The organism is Pusillimonas sp. NJUB218 (assembly GCF_003788685.1).
Classification (GTDB): domain Bacteria; phylum Pseudomonadota; class Gammaproteobacteria; order Burkholderiales; family Burkholderiaceae_B; genus Neopusillimonas.
Window position 1 is genome coordinate 432,404 of sequence record NZ_NQMK01000001.1, and the last position, 18,099, is coordinate 450,502.

The window sequence follows — 18,099 nt, forward strand, 5'->3', positions numbered from 1 at the left end:
TTTGATCTGGAGGAAATATCTTTCAAAAAACCGGCCTTAAAAGTATTTAAAAACGAATTTAATGATTTTTTAGAAAACCTTTACTACCTTCAAATTTATTACAGAGAGCTGCCATGAAAATCACTTTGCTTGGAACCGCCGCCGCACTGCCGGACCCAGACCGTAACCAGTCCGCCATTCTTGTGACCCTCGATAACGGGAAAAACTATTTATTCGATTGCGGCGAAGGCGCCACGCGTCAGATGGTCAAAGCCAATATCAACCCGGCCGATGTGCCTTGGGTGTTTGTCAGCCATCTGCATTACGACCACGTATGCGGCTTGCCCTTCTTTGTGCTGTCGAGCTGGGTGTTCAACCGCGAGGGTGATCTGCAAGTATTTGGGCCGCGCGGCATTCAAGAATTTGTCGATCACTCATTCGAAAAAGGCGCATTCAAAATCGATATTCAGGCGCGCGCCAGCTACCCTGCACGCCAAAAGAACATCCGCGCCGTCCGACCCGTTGTCACAGAAGTGGCACCCGGCCTGATGTACGAAGATGAAGACGTCAAAGTCTATATTGACCTGGTAGAGCATATTCCAACGGAAATTACCGACTGCTTCGGCATCCGCTTCGAAGCAGAAGGCAAAGTGGTTGCGTTCAGCGGCGACACCGCACCGTGCGAAGCCATGATCCGTTTGGCCAAAGACGCCGACTTGCTTATCCACGAGTGCACCTTCCCCGAATCGTTCCTCGAACATCGTGCCCGCTCGGGTGTAGGTACCTATGCGCACACCAGCCCGCTGCAACTTGGCGAATTGGCAGTCAAGGCCAACGTCAAGAGCCTGGTGGCCACCCACTTCGGGCACTTTGACTCGCTGAGCCCCGTCATCAAGCGCGCCGCCGGTAACCATTTGCCGGTTGACTTGATGGGCCCCGAACGCCTGGACGAAGTCGCCCGCGACATTCGCAAGAGCTACCGTGGCGAGCTTCGCCTGGCACAAGACTTGATGCGCATTGATTTGTAAGAGGTAGGTTAACGAGTCAAGGTGCTAAAAGCAGACTAGTTAAGCGTCAGGTAAACAAAAGGCCGTCTTTGGAAAACAGAGACGGCCTTTTAAATTTTGGTGTTGGGTACGGGTGGGCTGGTGCGTCTTGTGATGTGTGTACCTGTACTGCAATGAAATTTCGGTACAGTTTGAATGCAGCCTATTGGCGCAGAAGTATTGTTACCCTCGCGCGAATGCTCTGCTTAGGACCAATTAGGTTTGCTCAAAGCCCTTCCTTACTCCTTCCAGCAACTGAATGGCTAATTGCTTATCAGTGTCATCGTATTTCAATTGCCTGATGAGGTACGTGTAGGCAACTGCAAGTCGTTCACGTTTACTGGTTGCCCGAGCGTCAGCCCATCGGCGACATTCCTTAACAAAGCCCGCAGCTGGGCAGTCTCGCAGGTACGCGTCGACGTCCACAAACATGGTGCTTGCCGCATCTCCTGGCCACCCTGATTCGCGCAACGGGCCATCAGAGTGAAAAAGGGCACTAAGCTCCAGTGTGATTGGATCACTCGAAGACGGGCCATCAGACATGTCACCGAAGTCGATCAAAATGGGGCGCGAATCTTCATTGACGAGAATGTTGGCGCCATGCATATCGCCATGCGTGCAGGCCCAACTGGTCCGAACGGAGTTTCGCTCAATTTCTTTGGTCCATTGGAGACCGAAGGTTTCAACAATCTGTGTATATCTCTCGTCAGATATCTGCGCGCGACGGATCTCGCACACTTGCTTTAGCTCCGTGCGCCTTACCCAGTCCGCAGTTAGTCGCTCTAGTTCTTGTATTGTATGAACGATACGGCCGTTGTCCGAAATAATGGAGAAAACGGTCTGCTCATATCCCTTTGCAAGCTGATAAAAGAGGGCTGCTTCACTTCCTCCTCCCCATCTCTGCACACGAATCTTTCGTGGCGTGGCTTCGGGTGGTAGCCGGTTTGCGAACTTATCATAACGATTTGCCTCGTCCATAATTTTGATAATGGGCCCGAGCTTCCCAATAACCCCTTGTGTTACATTACCTTGAACATCAGCAACCTCAAGCCGGAACACAGGCGTTCCAGAAAGTCCTCCAGTGATTTGCGAGACCGAACATGAAACATTATCTAGTGAACGCGCGAATACTCGTATAAGACGGTCAAATCCTTCCCGAATGTGTAAAGAGCCTTTGTCCAACTCGACGCTGCGGATTGCCCTATATGCCCCAATGTAATCCGCTAAAACATCCTCGAAACGCCGCAAATCACGTTTCAAATTGAAGTTCATGACCGCTCGCTCGACGCCGTCACCCCAAATATCCGCTTTCGCGCCTCCTTGCACTAGGTCTCCGACGTGTTCACCATATGCCCGTGCCGGCGAACCAGTAAGCACGAAGATCGGCGTGCCCGCCACTCGGGCCTGAGCTTCGGTTAAAACACGCATGCCGTGATCGGGACTATCCGCCGTTTCGGTTGCATTCCATGGAATGCTCATGTCGAGCACGATGAAATCAAAAAAGTGGGTATTTAGGAGCTCGATTGCGTGCTCGGCGTTGTCCGTTTCGACGATAGATACGCCACTCTCAAGCTTTTTCACGATCTCATGTAGCGTAGCAAGGTAGTTTGGATCGTCGTCAATAAGAAGAACGTTCATAGGTTTAGCTGCCAAGTGATAAGAAACTTCGCACCGCCGCCATTCGACGGACCAAGTTCAACTGCGCCATCCATAGTCTCCATTGCTTGGCGGGCGATAGCCAGGCCAAACCCAGAATGCCCCCGCTTGGTTGTGGCTCCTAGATCGAACCACGATCCGCCTGTTTTTGGAATTCCGACTCCTGAATCGAGCACAGATAGATAGCATTCAGTGTCTGTAACCCCCCAGTTAACAACGACTTTTCTACGTTCTCGCTCCTCAGGGTTGATGTCGCGGATTTGATAGACCGCTTCCACCTGTCTAGATGCTTCCACGGCATTTCTCAGGCCATTGCGTAGCGCCAGCTTCAATAGACGAGGTACACCAAACACCAGCATCGGGCGGGGGCCCACCGCAAGCAACTCAACAACTCCGTCAAACTGCTCGTCGAAAATCGTTTGGTCAACGAACCCAGCAAGGTCAAACTCTTCCTGTGCCGTCGACTGGGTTGCAAGCTGGAGATCTTCGATCGCTGCCAACGTTGTAGAGAGATCCAACATTCGGCTTCGAGTTTTAGAGTTGACATAATCAGCTATTTCTTCGCCGGCGCAATATTCCGCGAGCCCAAATTTATTGCCAATCTCGTGCACGAAAACACCAGTTACCCATTCCACCGCTTTGCGGTAGGCAATTGGATCAACCATCGTTATCGGATGGTTGGCCTCAAGCGGCTCTCTTTCACGACAACGCAAAATAGCTTGATCCAGCCAACCTAAGACAAAGGCCTCAGCTTCCAGGCTCTTCGCAACTAGAAGCTCAGCGACATCCTCAGCCCTTCCTTTTTCCGCAAGTGTCCGAGCTGCTGCGAAGCGCCGGAGAGGAGCGTCTTCTTTTAACCCCCGCAAAGCCTCGTCTCTTTCCATCGGCTAACTCGCAGTACCACCATAAAATTTTGCGCGATATGCAAAAGCTTCCGCTCCGCCCTCCATCACCGAAGAAATCGCAGAGACAATCTGCGGTGCATGTAGTGGTCCTTTGGTTAGTGCATACCCTCTTTTGCCGTCAGACCCCATATGCACAACTGTCTGAGCACTTCCCAGTACGGGAATATTCGGGTTATGTGTCGAGAAAAGCACCTGTCCTGAACCCGCGCTATCGAGAATTGAGCGGATTAGGGTAGCCGCGATGAAGGCGTTATCAATATGGTCTTCCGGCTGGTCCACAATCAACATCCGATTCCGGTGCGAGAGTAGTATTGGCAATATTACGGTGCATCGTTGACCTGTCGATAATTCGGCAAAGTCTTTGTAGTCCTGCCCATCAAGCAATTGAAGCTGCACGTCGTCATCGACATTCAACGTCGCAATAGAGCCTAGATCCGCTGAACGCAAGAATCCGAGGAGTTTTGCTGCTCGTTCCTCACTGATATTTGCAATCTGCGCGATAAGCCTGAAGTCGAAATCGTCGACAGCCTTCACTAAGGCTCGGGGACTTAACTGTCTAGCAAGCGGGCCAACCACCTCTCCATATTTCAAACCGCTTCCACGCAGAAGGTCCGAGATCGTTGCCGCAAATGCAGGTGCTTGGCCGTTGCGAAGGATTCTGACCTTGATGTTTGGGCCCAACCTCTGATTCAAATCTGCGGCGACGGCTTCGCGACGCCTCGCCCGGTCAGTGCGAATTGCCTCTAGGCTGTCCAACGCGGTGTCTCGTGCTTGCAGAAGCTTTGTCAGGTGCGCTTGCAAAGCCTCGGCCCGTTCGGCAGAAGCGGTCATGACCGAATACTTCTCCCGCAGTTCTTGTCCCCTCCGCATTACCGCGCCAGCACCGGCTTGCAGGGTGTCCACCTCCGTGCGCAGTTGACGTGCGCTTGCCTCCAACTGCAACTTCGAGGCATTGATGCTTTCAGACTTGGCTTTCAGTTTGTGATAAGCGTCAGCTACCACGGTGAGTGCCTCCTGCATCTTGCCTCTTGCCACTTCGATTGCACTCTTGGCAAGCTCGACCTCATTTGCAGACAAACCGGTAAACTGAATCTCGACTTTCTGGGCCTTCTCGATTTGCTGGTACCAAGCGGCAAGAGAATTTTCGATTGCCTGATGCCCAGCGAGTGACGAAGAAAAGCCCGATAGGGATGTGGAGATCTGCTGTAAAACGGCAGTCTTCTCACTAATATGTGAAGAGCCAGCCGTGAGGTTTTTTTCTGCCTCCAGCGCGGCAGCCAAGGCTGCCTCAATCTCGGGGCGCTCAGTTAGACGCTTTGCTGCCTCTTCTAGCTCACGCCTCACCTTCTCGATTTGGGAGGAAACTGAGCGGATTTCACTGGCGGGCAACGCTTCAGGGTCATCCTCTGTGACCGGTAAAAAACTGTCAATCAGCCCAATGCGTCCGCTCGGAGTCAGACCTACTGTCTCAATTTCAGTTTGAGAGAAAACAAGGGGCTTTATAAAAGGTGCACTAGCTCGCGGACCGTTCTCGCTGGCTGTCCGCGTCACGAGAATTCTCTGCCCGTCCGCCATTAACGAGACGGTGACTTGACCACTCCCCAAAATCGACATCGCATGTTCGCGACTTCGCCGCGAAGTGTCTGACGAAGTACCAGCTGCATCGAGGCAAAACCGGATCAACTCGATGAGGGACGTTTTACCGGTTCCGCGTGCGCCAATAATCGTGTTGAGTCCTAGCGTAAAAGAGACATCCAACCCCGAAAGAAAGCCTTCTTCTACCTGAATGCGTTCTATATACATGCTTCCCCTTTACTGGGACAGTTAATGTGCCGATGTCGCTTGCATCATGAGCACGGACCGATCGCACATAAATTCCTCGGTGGTGCTTTACTACGTCCATCCTTTCGTCGATGGACGGTAATTCTCAAGGGGCATTGGGTGCCCGATCAAATGTAAAAAAACCGTGTCCTCACATTAATGCGAGGATGCGCACCCGTATTACAGATCCCGGCGACAGCCTATCCTGCACTAGTCCCCAAATCCCAAAGTCTTTGTCATGACGAAGACTTTGGGAGTGCTAATGCGTCAGCGCGCGGCTGCACAAACTCTTGCAGGCTTATCTGACCATCGACGAAACGCTGAGCGTGGGCCTCATCTGCTTCACTGAGCGAGAAACCTTCTAGACCGACGGAGGCCCGCGCATAGTTAACTGTCGATTGCCGGCGGCTGCGTTCGGTATCCGATATGGTTTTGTGAGGCTGCAGCCTGCATTTACCCTTGCCAGCCATGGTGTCTCTTTGCCGTAGGTAACTCGATTTTACAAGAAGTATGGGTAATTTGGTCCAGGTATGAGCAGCCGCAGAGGTGGTGCGCTGAAACTGTCTTGTTTTACCTGCTATGGACAGCAATATCGGCTGCGTACTAGCCGTAGTTTCCAAAGAGGCTTTGCCTCTCTGGACTCTCCACCCTTGCCCCCGGGCATAGCGTGGGGCGCTCCTGCCGCGCCAAGGGGCCGTGTCCTCGCCCTGTGGGCTGCGGGCCGCACCAACCCCTTGACCCGTCATCCGCTTCATAGCACCGCTACTGACGCCGTTTTGGCCGGAAGAGGCGTCAAGGGCGGGACCGGAAGCCGCAGCCCGAAGCGTAGCGCAAGGAACGAGTGAGGATCCCGGGCGAAGCCTTCACCCTTGATGCCTCTGGAAGCCATACAGCCTGTCGGCGGGGGGGAGGACAAGGCGAAGCCGCTGGACCTGCCCCCGCGGCCAGTCCGGCAAGAACGGACGCGGGATGCAACCGAAGGGGTTGCCCAAGCGTAGTGCGGAGATATGTGCGGTCATAAATGAAAAGGCCTCGCTGATGGCGAGGCCGATGCGGACGCAACATGCACATCACTTACCGTCGACGGAGCCGCCCGTTGCCGGTCCCCAGTTCTTGCCCATGTTCTGCAAGACATGTTGCCGATAGGCTGGGTTCCACATGGTGTTGCCTGCAATCATGTGGTTGGTTCGGCCAGCAGTAACCATCATGCCTGACTGCACATCGCGGTGAGTCGTCTTAGGATTCACCACGTTGCCAATACCCTGCGCCATGCTCCTGAATGTCACAGCGTCAAAGGCGATGCCGCCAGCCAGTCTCGCCCCTAAGCCACTCGTTTTTCTCTGCGCGAAGAAGATGATCAAGGCAAGGGCGATTATCTGCACAAACGAACTGATGGGATTGTCCGTGGTCGTACTTATTACCCTGTCGAACAGCGCCTTGAATAGCTCCACACCTACAGACACGACAACCATTGTGATGGCAATTTCAAGGATGTAGGCCAGTGCCTGCTCAAACCATTTGTCGAACCATTTCGCGGTGACTGGAAACATTAGCGCCGCGATAAATAGAGGCCCAAGACCAAGCATTATTCCGAGACCGAGCTTTGCCATGATGATGGTCGCGGCCATAGGCAAATGAATAAGAAACGCGGCATGCCCATGGACCCCAAAAACAAAAGGCCGTCTCTGCAAAACAGAGACGGCCTTTAAAATTTGGTGCCCGGGGCCGGAATCAAAAGCCGCATGAATAAAGGGTTTGCGGGTGTTTGGGGAAATTTTTGCGTATCCCCATAAAAACAACAGTCTGGTGTTAGACGGGTTTGGAAGGGGCGGTCGGGAAAGGTGGGTTGTCTTGTGGCGCCGATGCATCGCCAGAGGCGATGGGATGAATTCGCTGTTTCGGCCTCTGGCTACGAGAATAGTTCTGAATGGGTGCGCTTACTTGCGGCTGGCTTTTTCGAGGTCATCAATCAAGGATTCTGGGTTATTGAAGCGGGCACGACGGTTCTTGATGATTTCCCCTGCTTCGGCCATTGCCGTACGGCTACGGGCATTTGGGGCCTTGACCGCGAACGGTAGCTCTTTGTCGGCAACAACCCGTGTCAGGAAGAGGCGAACAGCATCAGACACGGTCAAGCCCATTGAAGCCAGCGTTTTCGTGGCCTGTGCTTTGATCTTTTCGTCTACATGCACATGCACCATGGTGGTTGCCATAAGAGTCTCCAGCTGAGTGTGATTGAGATACATTGCATCGCAAATTGGTGGTGCGCCGGAAGCTCACCCGACACCCCAGCGAGGTGATTGCATCAAGGTGGTAATTCTTGATGCATCGTCGAACTGGGCGCTGACCTTCCTGTCGAACAACTAAGAAATCCTCAGTAGTTGCCTCTTCAGTCAGAGGGTGGCAACATCCGATCGCTGGCGGCAGCCTGATGCCGTAGCCGTTGGCCGTTTCTCGGGCTTCAGGCTATCATGACCAGAGTTGGTTTGTAATATCCTGGCGGAAAAAGTCAGGGTGGCAGTTTGCTAGTCGTTTGGAGAAAATGATGCAAGCAGGAACGAAAAAAATAGCCATTCAGGAAGGCGACATCCCAAGCCTTGCCAAGGATGCTGTTCGAAAGGCTTATGATCGGGCACTGAAGTCGGGCAGCAGTGTGCTTGAGGTCGTGGACGGGCAACTGGTTAAGTCGAATCCTGATGGTTCCAGGACCATTCTGAAGGCTTTGCACCCAGGCAGGGTAGTCACTCCTGGCACAAAAATTCGTCTCAGGAAGTAGAGATCGTGCCACGACTGCGGATGTTTGCCGGTCCGAATGGGTCTGGTAAAAGCACGATGAAGGAAGTTATCCCGGAGGCGCTGCTCGGCGTGTATATCAATCCGGACGACATAGAGAAAGCATGGCGACAATCTGGTTGCATTGATTTTGCCGCGTTCAAGTTGTGCGTCGATGCTGAAGACGTATTGGCCTTTTTCTGACAGTCCACCTTTCTGGCGAACGCAGGGCTCTCCTTGGAGGTTTCTCATCTTCGTCTTGACAAGGGCCGGCTATGTCTTGACCCTGCTCTGGTCAATTCTTATTTCGCCTCTGTCGTATCCGACTTCATTCGCCAAAAGTTGCTAGAGCAGAACATCGACTTCACTTTCGAGACGGTAATGTCGTCGTCAGATAAGGTCGATTTTTTGCATCGGGCCAAGGCTGCTGGGTTTCGGATTTATCTTTACTACGTAGCCACTGAAGATCCGGACATTAATATTTCGCGGGTACGGCATCGCGTTAAGATGCATGGTCATGATGTGCCTGAAGACAAGATCATTGAGCGCTACTTCAGATCTCTTGATCTATTGGTTGATGCAATTCGTCTTTCAGATAGGGCGTATATTTTCGACAACTCCAGCCAGAATAGGATCTGGCTGGCGGAAGTGACTGATGGGACTGAATTGGAGTTCAAAACTGATTTGGTGCCTCATTGGTTTGAGACGTACGTTCTCGAAAGGTTGAGCTGATTAGGGAAAGACTCTCGTGCCGAGCTATCCGGAAATTCCGGATAGTTGGATCTTTCTGCACTTTTTCTCGGCGTAGATATTCTTGATGAGCTCTCCGACGGTTCTTACATCCTTGTCGAATAGTTTGACCATCTGCGCCTGCCTGAGCCAGATAGTGTCGTTGTCAAGCGCCACCTCCAGACGGGCAAGCCCATCGGCAGAGACAAAAAGGTGGACGTCGGATGGGGTCATCGTTTGCTTTTCCGTCTGGTGAACACAATCAATCAGACCCATTGATACTACATCACTGTTTGATTACGCGGGCGGCCAGAGCGTGCGCGGCGCTGTGCGAGATGAGTGGTCACCCACTCCTCCACGTCAGTACGTCGCCATCTGGGGTTGCTGCGTTTGCCATCGTCATTGAGGCGCAGGCGGATGGCCACCGGAAATCCCGGAGCCAGGGCAATGGTTTCCCGGATATACCGGGCGGGGTAGCCCAGCATCGCGCCGACATCTTCGGCACTGAGCAGGGCTTCGGGTGACATTCTCGCCGCAATCTGTCGGGCGAGCTCGGAGTAATTGAATTCGGTTGCAACAGTAGTCATGGTTTGCATCTTCTTTGCGGCGGGCTCTGCAGACATTGGCGGCAAGGCACGGCAGCGAGTTGGTCAATAAGAACAGCTGGCCAGGCGCAAGAGGGGCTGCGCCTGGCTGTAAAGCGATGTGCGGTCTTCTCCCGCTGTCTTCAGCCCGATTACGACGCCATCGGCTGATTACAGGCGCGACACTCATCCCTGAGTGCCGACCCCCGGGCTCGTTCCCGTACAGCACCTCGCGCAAGAGGTCGGTGTTGAGCCCATGGATTTCACCTGTTTTGCTTCTACCCAGGTGCCTTGCAGGTAGTCACGCAGTCGCGTGCCGCAAGCGGCAGGGCGTGATGTTCATCGATTGCTTGTTGTTAAAGAGCGTGAATTAATAGTAGCAAATGCTTTTTAATTGAGCAATAGATAACGTAGCAATGCGATGCAATTGCCACGTTTCGAAGGTGATGTGGAGATTGGGCGGACGAATTGCCCGAAAGACGGGAGGGGAAGCCAGGGTAAGAGGGTAGCGTTGCTACTGTTGCTTTGTGTCGAGCTCTTGCGCCAGCACCAGGCCGGCCGTTACTACCGACAGCAAGGCCGGTGTGGCCCATTCGGGCACGGGCTCACTTGGCTGGCGTAGCACCAGTTCGACAATCCGCTGTACGGGAACCGACGACGCGCGGTAGCGAGCCGCGATGTCGTCGGGGCTTACATTTGCTACATGCATAGGCGGCAGGGCAGGGGGCTCGTTGCCTTCAGCCTGGGTAAACCATCCACGCATTCCGGGAATGCTCTCGATGTGGCGTATGGTTTTTTCGGAAACGGCGCGTGAACCATTGAGCATCTGCCGGATGAACGCACCATCTTTGAAGCCCAGGCGGCGGCCAAAGGCACTGCGATCACCGAGGGTGAGGTGATCAATGGCCTTGGAAAGTAGCTCGCGGCGCTGCTGGGCGATATGTGCTTCGTTCATGCGTGTAAAGGTAGCACAAGCTCTGGTAGCAGAGGTAGCGTTTTCGAGGAAAAATACCCTTTTGATACCGCTTGAGGCCGTTTTGTACCTCTGATCCACAGATAGAACGTTTTGTCCGCGAGAGTTATGGACTTTAGGTTCGCTCCGTTGGTTACGGCCGTTGGGTATGTTTCAAAAAAACCTCAAAGTGCGTCACCCCATTATCAGATGAGGCTCCAACCTGGCCGCCATGCGCCTGAACAATCGATTTCACGATGGCCAGCCCAAGCCCGGCGCCTTCGCCATTGCGGTGCCGCGACGCATCCGGTCGGTAAAAGCGCTCAAAGATGTGTGGAAGGTGCTCGGCCGCGATGGTCGGCCCTGGGTTGGTAATGCAGATCCGCACGGTATCGCTCTCGCCGCGAACGTTCACCCGCACGGTGCCGCCTTCCGGCGTGTAACGAATGGCGTTCGAGAGCAGATTGGAAAATGCTCTGCGCACCATGGCCCTGTCAGCGTGGGCCGCCAGTGTTTCGTCGCCGGTGACGACGATAGCGACTTTACGTTCCTCACACCATGCTTCGAAGAAGTCGGCCAGCTCGCGCAGTTCGGCTACCAATGGCACGGCTGCGCGCTCCGGCTCGATCAGGCCGTTATCGGCCTTGGCCAGAAAAAGCATGTCGCCAATCATCTTGGCCATGCGCTCGTATTCCTCGAGGTTTGAATACAGTATTTCGCGGTATTCCTGAGCGGTTCGTGCCCGGGACAACGCCACTTGAGTCTGGGTGGTCAGGTTCGTAATGGGGGTGCGCAGCTCGTGGGCGATATCGCCTGAAAAATTCGACAGTCGCCTGAAGCCGTCCTCCAGTCGGTCGATCATCTCGTTGAAGGCGGTGGCCATGGGGGCCAGTTCCGCAGGAACACCCGTGGAGTCCAGCCGAAGATGCAACTGCTCTGAGTTGATGCGATTGATCTGCTGGCTGATGCGACGTATGGGTGCGTGGCCCTGGTGAACGGCCAGCCAGGTGGCGGCAATCGCAATCAGGCAGGCCACGGCCGTCAGCCACCACAGGTAGCGGTGAAAGCTGTTCAGAAAATGCAGGTGAAAATCGATGTCGGTGGCCAGAACGACAGAAAACGGTTCGACCTTTTGGCCCGTGCCTGCGGCCAACCGCACCAGCACGCTGCGGAAGGTCTTGCCTTCATGCTGCCAGGGCGACACGGTTTTGTTGTTGATCTCATCCACCGGAGTCAGTTGTCCGAGTGCGGCTTCCAGGTTGGCGCCCGGGGTGGCGTAGAGCACCTGGCCATTGCTGTCAGCGACCAGGAATTCTGCGTTGTGGTGGCCGGACAGCGTGCTGTCGAAGTGAGCTTTCAGCGCGTTGGCGGCGGTTTCGTCGTCAAATTGCCGCAAGGTGGCCTGAATCGAGGTTTTGGCGGCGTTCAGTTCATGGATGTCCTGTTCCACGAAGTGGGCATTGATCGAGCGTTCCACCAGCCAGCCAAAACACAACAGCAAGGCGGTAATGCCCGCGCCGATGGAAATGGTCAGGCGCAGGGCCAGCGAGGGCGGGGATGTCAGGAGCCTGCGCATATGCCTGCCTACCTGGCTTCGGGAATGTCGAGCATGTAGCCCATGCCACGTACTGTGTGTATCAATTTGGGTTCAAAGGCATCGTCGATCTTGGCGCGCAGCCTGCGCACGGCCACATCGATCACGTTGGTATCGCTGTCGAAGTTCATGTCCCACACCTGGGATGCAATCAGTGAACGGGGAAGGACTTCGCCTTGCCGGCGAACGAGCAGTTCGAGCAGGGCGAATTCCTTGTTGGTCAGGTGAATGCGCACGTCGCCTCGCATGGCGCGGCGACGGGGAATGTCCAGCACCAGATTGGCCACCTGTATCTGTTCGCTGAGAACGGCCATGGCGCCACGTCGCAGCAGGGTGCGTACCCGCGCCAGCAATTCGGAAAAGGCAAAGGGTTTGACCAGGTAGTCGTCGGCGCCGAGTTCCAGCCCCTTTACGCGGTCTTCAACACTGTCGCGTGCGGTAAGAAACAGCACGGGCGTGGCAGATTGCGCGTCGCGCAGCGCCTGCACAATGCGCCACCCATCTACGTCGGGAAGCATGACGTCCAGAATGATCAGGTCGTAAGGCTCGGTCAGGGCCCGGTGGTGGCCGTCAAGGCCGGTTTGCACCCAGTCCACCTGAAAGCCGGCTTCGGCAAGCCCTTGCCGAAGGTAGTCTCCGGTTTTCACCTCGTCTTCCACAATCAGCAGTTTCATTGGCGTGTGATTTAGCCCTATTGTTGGTGGGCAATAAATAGAGTGATTAAATGGTTTTCCAATGTAACGCAGTCGACATGACGAAACCATGGCCAGTGCATGACAAAAATGTAATGAAATGAGCGTGCGGGTTAGATGACGCAAATGTAATGCCAACGTCATCGTGGCGAAAGACACACCTCTATAGAGTGTCAATATGTCTATAAAGTTTTTATCGAAAACCTAGGGCAATACTATTGGAGATGATTATGAAGTGCTCAATGAAGACGATGATGAAGGTTGGCGTCACGTTGGTTGCAGCAGTGGCGGTCGGATATGCGGCCGTTCCCGCATTACGCGAGTGGCTCGTGGCGTTTTCACCGTTTTTGTTCTTGTTGGTTTGCCCCTTAGCCATGGTTCTAATGATGAGAGGCATGAGCTCTCATGATCCGCATACTGCTATTTTGCCGCGTTCCGTTGAGACACCTGCGCAGACAGAGGCAGCAAATACTGATCGATCTGACCGCACTGCTGTTCATGGTTAATTTAGGGGTGGCTCTTTATCGGAGATAGGTCATGAAGCAGGTTATCTTGGTGGTGTTGGCTGTTATTGGTGCTCTTGCTTTGCTTTGGTGGCTCGGCATGGGGGCCATGATGTTATGGATGATGAATCCGTAAAGGGTTTTAGGGGTTTTCTACTCAAAAAAATTGTCGACAGTGGTTTATCGCAGTTGTATGACCCACTGTCGGAAAAACAGTAAGAATTTTAAGAGTCTGGATTTTCCACTGAGTTTATCCTAGCCAAGGCCATTTCTCACGCCCTTGGTGCGTTTCGTGTTTACCGGCATCCCCGTAATCCGAGTCATCCAGGACCAGTTCCGCATCGCAGCTCGGCAGAGCATGGATCAGCATCGCATCGGCCAGAATAGTCGTTGTGTCCACCTCCGAATGTACTAGGCTCGTATTCAGTTCTATCCCAATGTTCCCCTTTGGGACAAAACTCCTTCTCTCACTGGGTCCTTTAGTTTGAGCTTGCTGATTGCATTGAGTCTGTAGTGCCGACTTGGTGGACTGCTGCTAGTGGCAGTCCTTGCCTTCGTGCGGGAGAGTTTGGCAATTTCGTCCTTGTCATTTCACGTCGCTGTGGGTTTACCCTTCTTTGTAACTTCTCGCGGGGTGTTGTTTGCGCATGCCAGAAAATTCTGCATCAGAAAACTCAGTCAACTCATGATAAGCCGATAAGAGATGTCCGCGACATTTATCTCTTGGAGAGTGGCTGTTCACGGAGCTCTCGACGGTAAGTACGGAGGCAATTGAGCGACATGACAAAAATGTAATTCGGGCGTCATGCCAGCGACAGCTGCTGCTAGCTACAGTGTTGTTCTATCAAAAGGCACTGAGTTTTTTGTCTTTACGCAATGCTTCAGATCAATTTTTAAAGGATTAATTTCACGTGAGACTTACAGGCACTGGTTTTTCCCCCTATATGCCGCGTCGCCGTTTCGTTCAGGGCCTGGCCGCCGGCGGCGTGATGCTGGGTTTGTCGCCGTTTGCCCATGCGGCGGGAATCGTGTCTTCCCAGGCACGTACCGGCACGGCCCCCGTGCTGACGGGTACCGAATTCAATCTGGAAGTGGGGCAGTCGCCGGTGAACTTCACCGGCAGCCCGCGTATGGCGTTCACCATCAATGGCTCAATACCTGCGCCCACGCTGCGCTGGCGCGAGGGCGACACGGTAACGATACGGGTGAAGAACACCCTGAAGGAAGACACATCCATTCACTGGCACGGCATCATTCTGCCGTATCAGATGGACGGTGTGCCGGGCATCAGTTTTCCGGGCATACCCCCCGGCGAAACCTTTGTGTACCAGTTCAAGCTGGAGCAAAGCGGCACGTACTGGTACCACTCGCATTCGGGCATGCAGGAAGCGCAGGGCATGTACGGGGCGATCATTGTCGAGCCGCGCGATGCCGACCCCATTCGTGTGGACCGCGACCACATCATCCAGCTTTCCGACTGGACAGACGAGCATCCGATGCGGGTGTTGTCCAAGCTTAAGGCTCAGGGCGACTACTACAACTACAACAAGCCGACGGCCGTAGATTTCTTCCGCGACGTGTCGCAGATGGGCATGAGTGCGGCCTTGGAAAAGCGCCAGATGTGGAACGAGATGCGCATGAGCCCGACGGATCTGGCCGATCTGTCCGCCGATGTGCTGACTTATTTAATGAATGGAACGACGCCGGCCGGTAACTGGACGGGCTTGTTCCGCCCGGGCGAACGTGTCCGCCTGCGGTTCGTGAACGGCGCGGCTAACACCTTCTACGACGTGCGCATTCCTGGCCTGAAGATGACGGTGGTGCAGGCCGACGGCCAGAATGTGGAGCCGGTGACGGTTGATGAATTCCGCTTTGGACCCGGGCAAACCTACGACGTGGTGGTGCAGCCCAAGGACGATGCCTACACCGTGTTCGCGCAGTCGATGGACCGCACGGGCTACGCACGTGGCACCCTGGCAGTGCGCGAGGGCCTGACGGCACCGGTGCCCGCCCTGGATCCGGTGCAATGGCTGACCATGACCGACATGATGGGTGACATGGGGGGCATGGACCATGGTGCGATGGGGCATGGGGCGATGAACCACGGCGCTGCCGGTTCGGCCGCCATGAATCACGGCGGCATGAATCATGGCGGCATGAATCATGGTGGTATGAATCATGCGGCCATGGGGCACGGCTCGGCGGCCTCCGCCGGGGCGAGCAAAACCGTGCGTCATGCGCGAACCGAGTATGGCCCCAGCGTGGACATGCGCGTGGATACCCCGCGCACAAACCTGGATGACCCCGGCATTGGCCTGCGCGACAACGGCCGCCGGGTGCTGACTCTGGCCGATCTGCACACCGTGGGTGGCGCGATGGACCCGCGCGGGGCCGAGCGCGAGATCGAGCTGCACCTGACAGGCCACATGGAACGCTACAGCTGGTCGTTTGACGGCGTGGAGTTCGGGCAATCGACGCCGGTGCATTTGCGCTACGGCGAGCGTGTTCGGGTGATTCTGCACAACGACACCATGATGACGCACCCCATGCACCTGCACGGCGTCTGGAGCGAACTGGAAACCCCCGATGGCGCCTTCCAGGCGCGATTGCACACGATTCCGGTACAGCCGGCCCAGCGCATCAGTTTTCTGGTCACAGCCGACGCCCTGGGGCGCTGGGCCTGGCACTGCCACCTGATGTTTCACATGGATATGGGCATGTTCCGTGAAGTGGTGATTGCATGAGAACAATTGAATTTTCAAAGGATTTCAGAATCATGACTACTCAAGTAAAACTCACGGCGCTTGCTCTTTTCGTCGCGGGGATGCTGCCGTTGGGCCTACAGGCCCAGTCTCACGATGCGCATGCTGGCCATGGCGCTCAACCAGCCAGAGAGTCGGCCACACCCTCGCCCGCAGCTCAGGTGCCGATGGATCACGGTGATATGCAGATGCAGGGCGGCTCCGCTCCTGCCGATGCACGCGATCCTGATGCCTATTCCGGAGGCTTCACGCGCAACGAAGGGCAGTTCGCGCTTGACCCGCGCTATCGCTTGCGCATGTCCGACGAACATATGTTTGCCAGTTTCCGCATGGACAAGCTGGAATACGTACGGGCCAAGGGTGAGGAATGGGGTGCCTATGAAGGCCAGGCCTGGTTTGGCAGCACGTTCAACCGGCTGGTGCTCAAGGGGGAAGGGGAGTTCGCCGATGGCAAGATGCAAGAGTCACGCACGGAAGTTCTATGGGGGCATGCAGTCAGCCCGTTTTGGGATACGCAGTTAGGTGCACGCTTCGATTACGGTCGCGGGGAACCCTCGCGTCAATGGCTGGCGTTTGGGGTGCAAGGGCTGGCCCCCTACTGGTTCGAACTTGACGCTACGGCGTATGTGGGCTCGAGCGGCCGTACGGCCTTGCGGTTCAGCGCCGAATACGACTTGCTGTTGACCCAGAAGCTGTATTTGCAGCCGGCCATGGAGGTGAATTTCTACGGCAAGGACGACCCCGAGCGTGACATTGGCAAGGGTTTGTCGGATGGCAAGGTTGGCCTGCGGCTGAAGTACGAGGTCAACCGTCAGTTGGTGCCTTACGTTGGCGTGGAGTGGTCAAGCAAGTTCGGCAAGACGGCTGACATCGCGCGCGAAGCTGGTTCTGCGAGGCAAGAGACCCGTTTCGTGGCGGGTGTGAGTTTCTGGTTCTAAGTTCAATTACTAAAACTTAAAGGGTAAGTAGCATGAAGAAATTTGTACCTATTTTGATGTTGGCTTGTGCTCCTGCGCTGACTTTTGCAGCTGGCGAGCACTCTGGTGGTCATAGCATGGGCGGGCATTCCATGGGTGGACACAGTATGGGTGGGCACAGTATGTCCAGTGTGGGCAAACCGGGTGATCCGGCCAAGGTGGGCCGAACTATCGAGGTGGTGATGGATGACACGATGCGGTTCACCCCCGCTCAGATCGACGTCAAAGCGGGTGAAACCATTCGATTTTTTGTCAAAAACTCAGGAAAAATCCCTCACGAAATGGTGATTGGATCACTTGCGGATTTGAAGGCTCACGCCGAGGAAATGAGAAAAATGCCTGGAATGCAGCACGTCGAGCCCAACATGATTACGCTTAATGCCGGCCAGCGTGGCGGACTGGTGTGGACGTTCGACCAAGCGGGTACGGTGGATTTTGCGTGCCTGATTCCCGGCCACATGGAGGCGGGCATGGCGGGCAAGGTCAGAGTCAACTGATACCGGAAAAGCTGATATGTCGAGTATCCGATGGGTTGCGGTGGTGGGTGCGCTAGTGCTGGCCGCTCTGGCTGCCTCTATATATCTGACATCGTTGGAGAAAAACGCTGGCTTCATTGATCCATCGGCTGATGACGGGCGTATCACTCTGGGCAAGACGGTGTACGCAGCAAACTGTGCTGCTTGTCACGGCGCTAGTTTGGAAGGACAGGCAAACTGGCGCGAGCGACTTGCAAGTGGCCGTTTGCCTGCACCACCTCACGACAAGACAGGCCATACCTGGCACCACCCCGACAGGTTGTTGATAGACATGGTCAAGAACGGCCTGGTACCCGGTCGCACGGCGCCACCGGGCTACGAAAGCGACATGCCTGCCTACGCCGGGATACTGACTGACGAGGAAATTGTCGCAGTGATTGCCTACATAAAAAGCACCTGGCCACCCAAGGTGTTGCAGGCCCAAAAAGAAGTGACGATGCGTAATAACGAGTGATATTGATGGGGTAGTGGAATGAAGGCTATGAAAAGTATTTTGATGCTGTTAGCCGGCGCGATGGCTGCCGGCTCTGTCGCGGCTGCTCAGGCAGCAACGCACCTTACTGTGTATCAGGATCCCAACTGTGGGTGTTG

The 18,099-nt window shown here is 54.9% G+C and carries 21 protein-coding genes; 9 read left to right on the plus strand and 12 right to left on the minus strand.

Annotated elements, in window-relative coordinates:
• Positions 1–113: 113 nt before the first annotated feature.
• Complete coding sequence (locus CHR62_RS02020; RefSeq protein WP_123659829.1) at positions 114–1,007, plus strand: MBL fold metallo-hydrolase; 894 nt, start codon at positions 114–116, stop codon at positions 1,005–1,007.
• A gap of 234 nt (positions 1,008–1,241) precedes the next feature.
• Here CHR62_RS02020 and CHR62_RS02025 read toward each other — a convergent pair whose 3' ends face one another.
• The 6 genes from CHR62_RS02025 to CHR62_RS02050 all read right to left on the minus strand — a co-directional run bounded on the left by CHR62_RS02025 (position 1,242) and on the right by CHR62_RS02050 (position 7,620).
• Positions 1,242–2,663 carry a response regulator gene (locus tag CHR62_RS02025; protein ID WP_123659830.1) on the minus strand — a complete coding sequence of 474 codons (1,422 nt, stop codon included), beginning with the start codon at positions 2,661–2,663 and terminating at the stop codon, positions 1,242–1,244.
• Positions 2,660–3,565 (minus strand): sensor histidine kinase KdpD, encoded by a 906-nt coding sequence (locus CHR62_RS02030; protein WP_123659831.1) that lies wholly within the window; start codon positions 3,563–3,565, stop codon positions 2,660–2,662. The genes CHR62_RS02025 and CHR62_RS02030 overlap by 4 nt, the downstream gene beginning before the upstream one ends.
• A 3-nt stretch (positions 3,566–3,568) precedes the next feature.
• Positions 3,569–5,389, minus strand: a complete 1,821-nt coding sequence (locus CHR62_RS02035) for an ATP-binding protein (protein WP_123659832.1) — start codon at positions 5,387–5,389, stop codon at positions 3,569–3,571.
• A gap of 254 nt (positions 5,390–5,643) precedes the next feature.
• Entirely contained in the window at positions 5,644–5,877 is a 234-nt protein-coding gene (locus tag CHR62_RS15925; RefSeq protein ID WP_123659833.1) for an antitoxin VbhA family protein, read from the minus strand.
• A gap of 600 nt (positions 5,878–6,477) precedes the next feature.
• On the minus strand, positions 6,478–7,206 hold the full coding sequence (locus tag CHR62_RS02045) for a type IV secretion system protein (protein WP_233574801.1): 729 nt from the start codon (positions 7,204–7,206) through the stop codon (positions 6,478–6,480).
• Positions 7,207–7,344: 138 nt separating this feature from the next.
• Complete coding sequence (locus tag CHR62_RS02050; RefSeq protein ID WP_123659834.1) at positions 7,345–7,620, minus strand: type II toxin-antitoxin system RelB/DinJ family antitoxin; 276 nt, start codon at positions 7,618–7,620, stop codon at positions 7,345–7,347.
• A 329-nt stretch (positions 7,621–7,949) separates the two neighbouring features.
• Between CHR62_RS02050 and CHR62_RS02060 the strand changes: the two genes are divergently transcribed.
• From CHR62_RS02060 to CHR62_RS02065, 3 genes are read left to right on the plus strand one after another with little or no spacing between them, the layout of a single operon-like run.
• On the plus strand, positions 7,950–8,183 hold the full coding sequence (locus CHR62_RS02060) for a hypothetical protein (RefSeq protein WP_123659835.1): 234 nt from the start codon (positions 7,950–7,952) through the stop codon (positions 8,181–8,183).
• 56 nt (positions 8,184–8,239) lie between these two features.
• On the plus strand, positions 8,240–8,383 hold the full coding sequence (locus tag CHR62_RS15775; RefSeq protein WP_233574802.1) for a hypothetical protein: 144 nt from the start codon (positions 8,240–8,242) through the stop codon (positions 8,381–8,383).
• 33 nt (positions 8,384–8,416) lie between these two features.
• Positions 8,417–8,911 (plus strand): zeta toxin family protein, encoded by a 495-nt coding sequence (locus CHR62_RS02065; RefSeq protein WP_233574803.1) that lies wholly within the window; start codon positions 8,417–8,419, stop codon positions 8,909–8,911.
• Between the two features lie 24 nt (positions 8,912–8,935).
• Here CHR62_RS02065 and CHR62_RS02070 read toward each other — a convergent pair whose 3' ends face one another.
• From CHR62_RS02070 to CHR62_RS15780, 6 genes are all read right to left on the minus strand, one after another.
• Positions 8,936–9,184: a hypothetical protein gene (locus CHR62_RS02070; protein ID WP_123659836.1), complete on the minus strand. Its 249-nt coding sequence runs from the start codon at positions 9,182–9,184 to the stop codon at positions 8,936–8,938.
• Between the two features lie 5 nt (positions 9,185–9,189).
• Positions 9,190–9,495 (minus strand): AlpA family transcriptional regulator, encoded by a 306-nt coding sequence (locus CHR62_RS02075; RefSeq protein ID WP_123659837.1) that lies wholly within the window; start codon positions 9,493–9,495, stop codon positions 9,190–9,192.
• 511 nt (positions 9,496–10,006) lie between these two features.
• On the minus strand, positions 10,007–10,447 hold the full coding sequence (locus tag CHR62_RS02080) for a hypothetical protein (protein WP_123659838.1): 441 nt from the start codon (positions 10,445–10,447) through the stop codon (positions 10,007–10,009).
• Positions 10,448–10,598: 151 nt separating this feature from the next.
• Complete coding sequence (locus CHR62_RS02085; protein ID WP_123659839.1) at positions 10,599–12,020, minus strand: heavy metal sensor histidine kinase; 1,422 nt, start codon at positions 12,018–12,020, stop codon at positions 10,599–10,601.
• An 8-nt stretch (positions 12,021–12,028) separates the two neighbouring features.
• Positions 12,029–12,712, minus strand: a complete 684-nt coding sequence (locus CHR62_RS02090; protein ID WP_123659840.1) for a heavy metal response regulator transcription factor — start codon at positions 12,710–12,712, stop codon at positions 12,029–12,031.
• Between the two features lie 211 nt (positions 12,713–12,923).
• Positions 12,924–13,127, minus strand: a complete 204-nt coding sequence (locus CHR62_RS15780) for a hypothetical protein (protein WP_233574835.1) — start codon at positions 13,125–13,127, stop codon at positions 12,924–12,926.
• Here CHR62_RS15780 and CHR62_RS15785 point away from each other — a divergent pair.
• From CHR62_RS15785 to CHR62_RS02115, 5 genes are all read left to right on the plus strand, one after another.
• A complete protein-coding gene (locus CHR62_RS15785) occupies positions 13,060–13,236 on the plus strand; it encodes a DUF2933 domain-containing protein (RefSeq protein WP_233574833.1) in 177 nt (58 codons plus the stop codon). The two genes, CHR62_RS15780 and CHR62_RS15785, sit on opposite strands and share 68 nt — an antisense overlap.
• 941 nt (positions 13,237–14,177) lie before the next feature.
• On the plus strand, positions 14,178–15,977 hold the full coding sequence (locus CHR62_RS02100) for a copper resistance system multicopper oxidase (protein ID WP_123659842.1): 1,800 nt from the start codon (positions 14,178–14,180) through the stop codon (positions 15,975–15,977).
• 32 nt (positions 15,978–16,009) lie between these two features.
• Positions 16,010–16,933, plus strand: coding sequence for a copper resistance protein B (locus tag CHR62_RS02105; RefSeq protein WP_123659843.1), 924 nt, complete (start codon positions 16,010–16,012; stop codon positions 16,931–16,933).
• Positions 16,934–16,965: 32 nt separating this feature from the next.
• Positions 16,966–17,469, plus strand: coding sequence for a plastocyanin/azurin family copper-binding protein (locus tag CHR62_RS02110; protein ID WP_123659844.1), 504 nt, complete (start codon positions 16,966–16,968; stop codon positions 17,467–17,469).
• Between the two features lie 16 nt (positions 17,470–17,485).
• A complete protein-coding gene (locus CHR62_RS02115; protein WP_123659845.1) occupies positions 17,486–17,962 on the plus strand; it encodes a cytochrome c in 477 nt (158 codons plus the stop codon).
• The last annotated feature ends 137 nt before the right edge of the window (positions 17,963–18,099 follow it).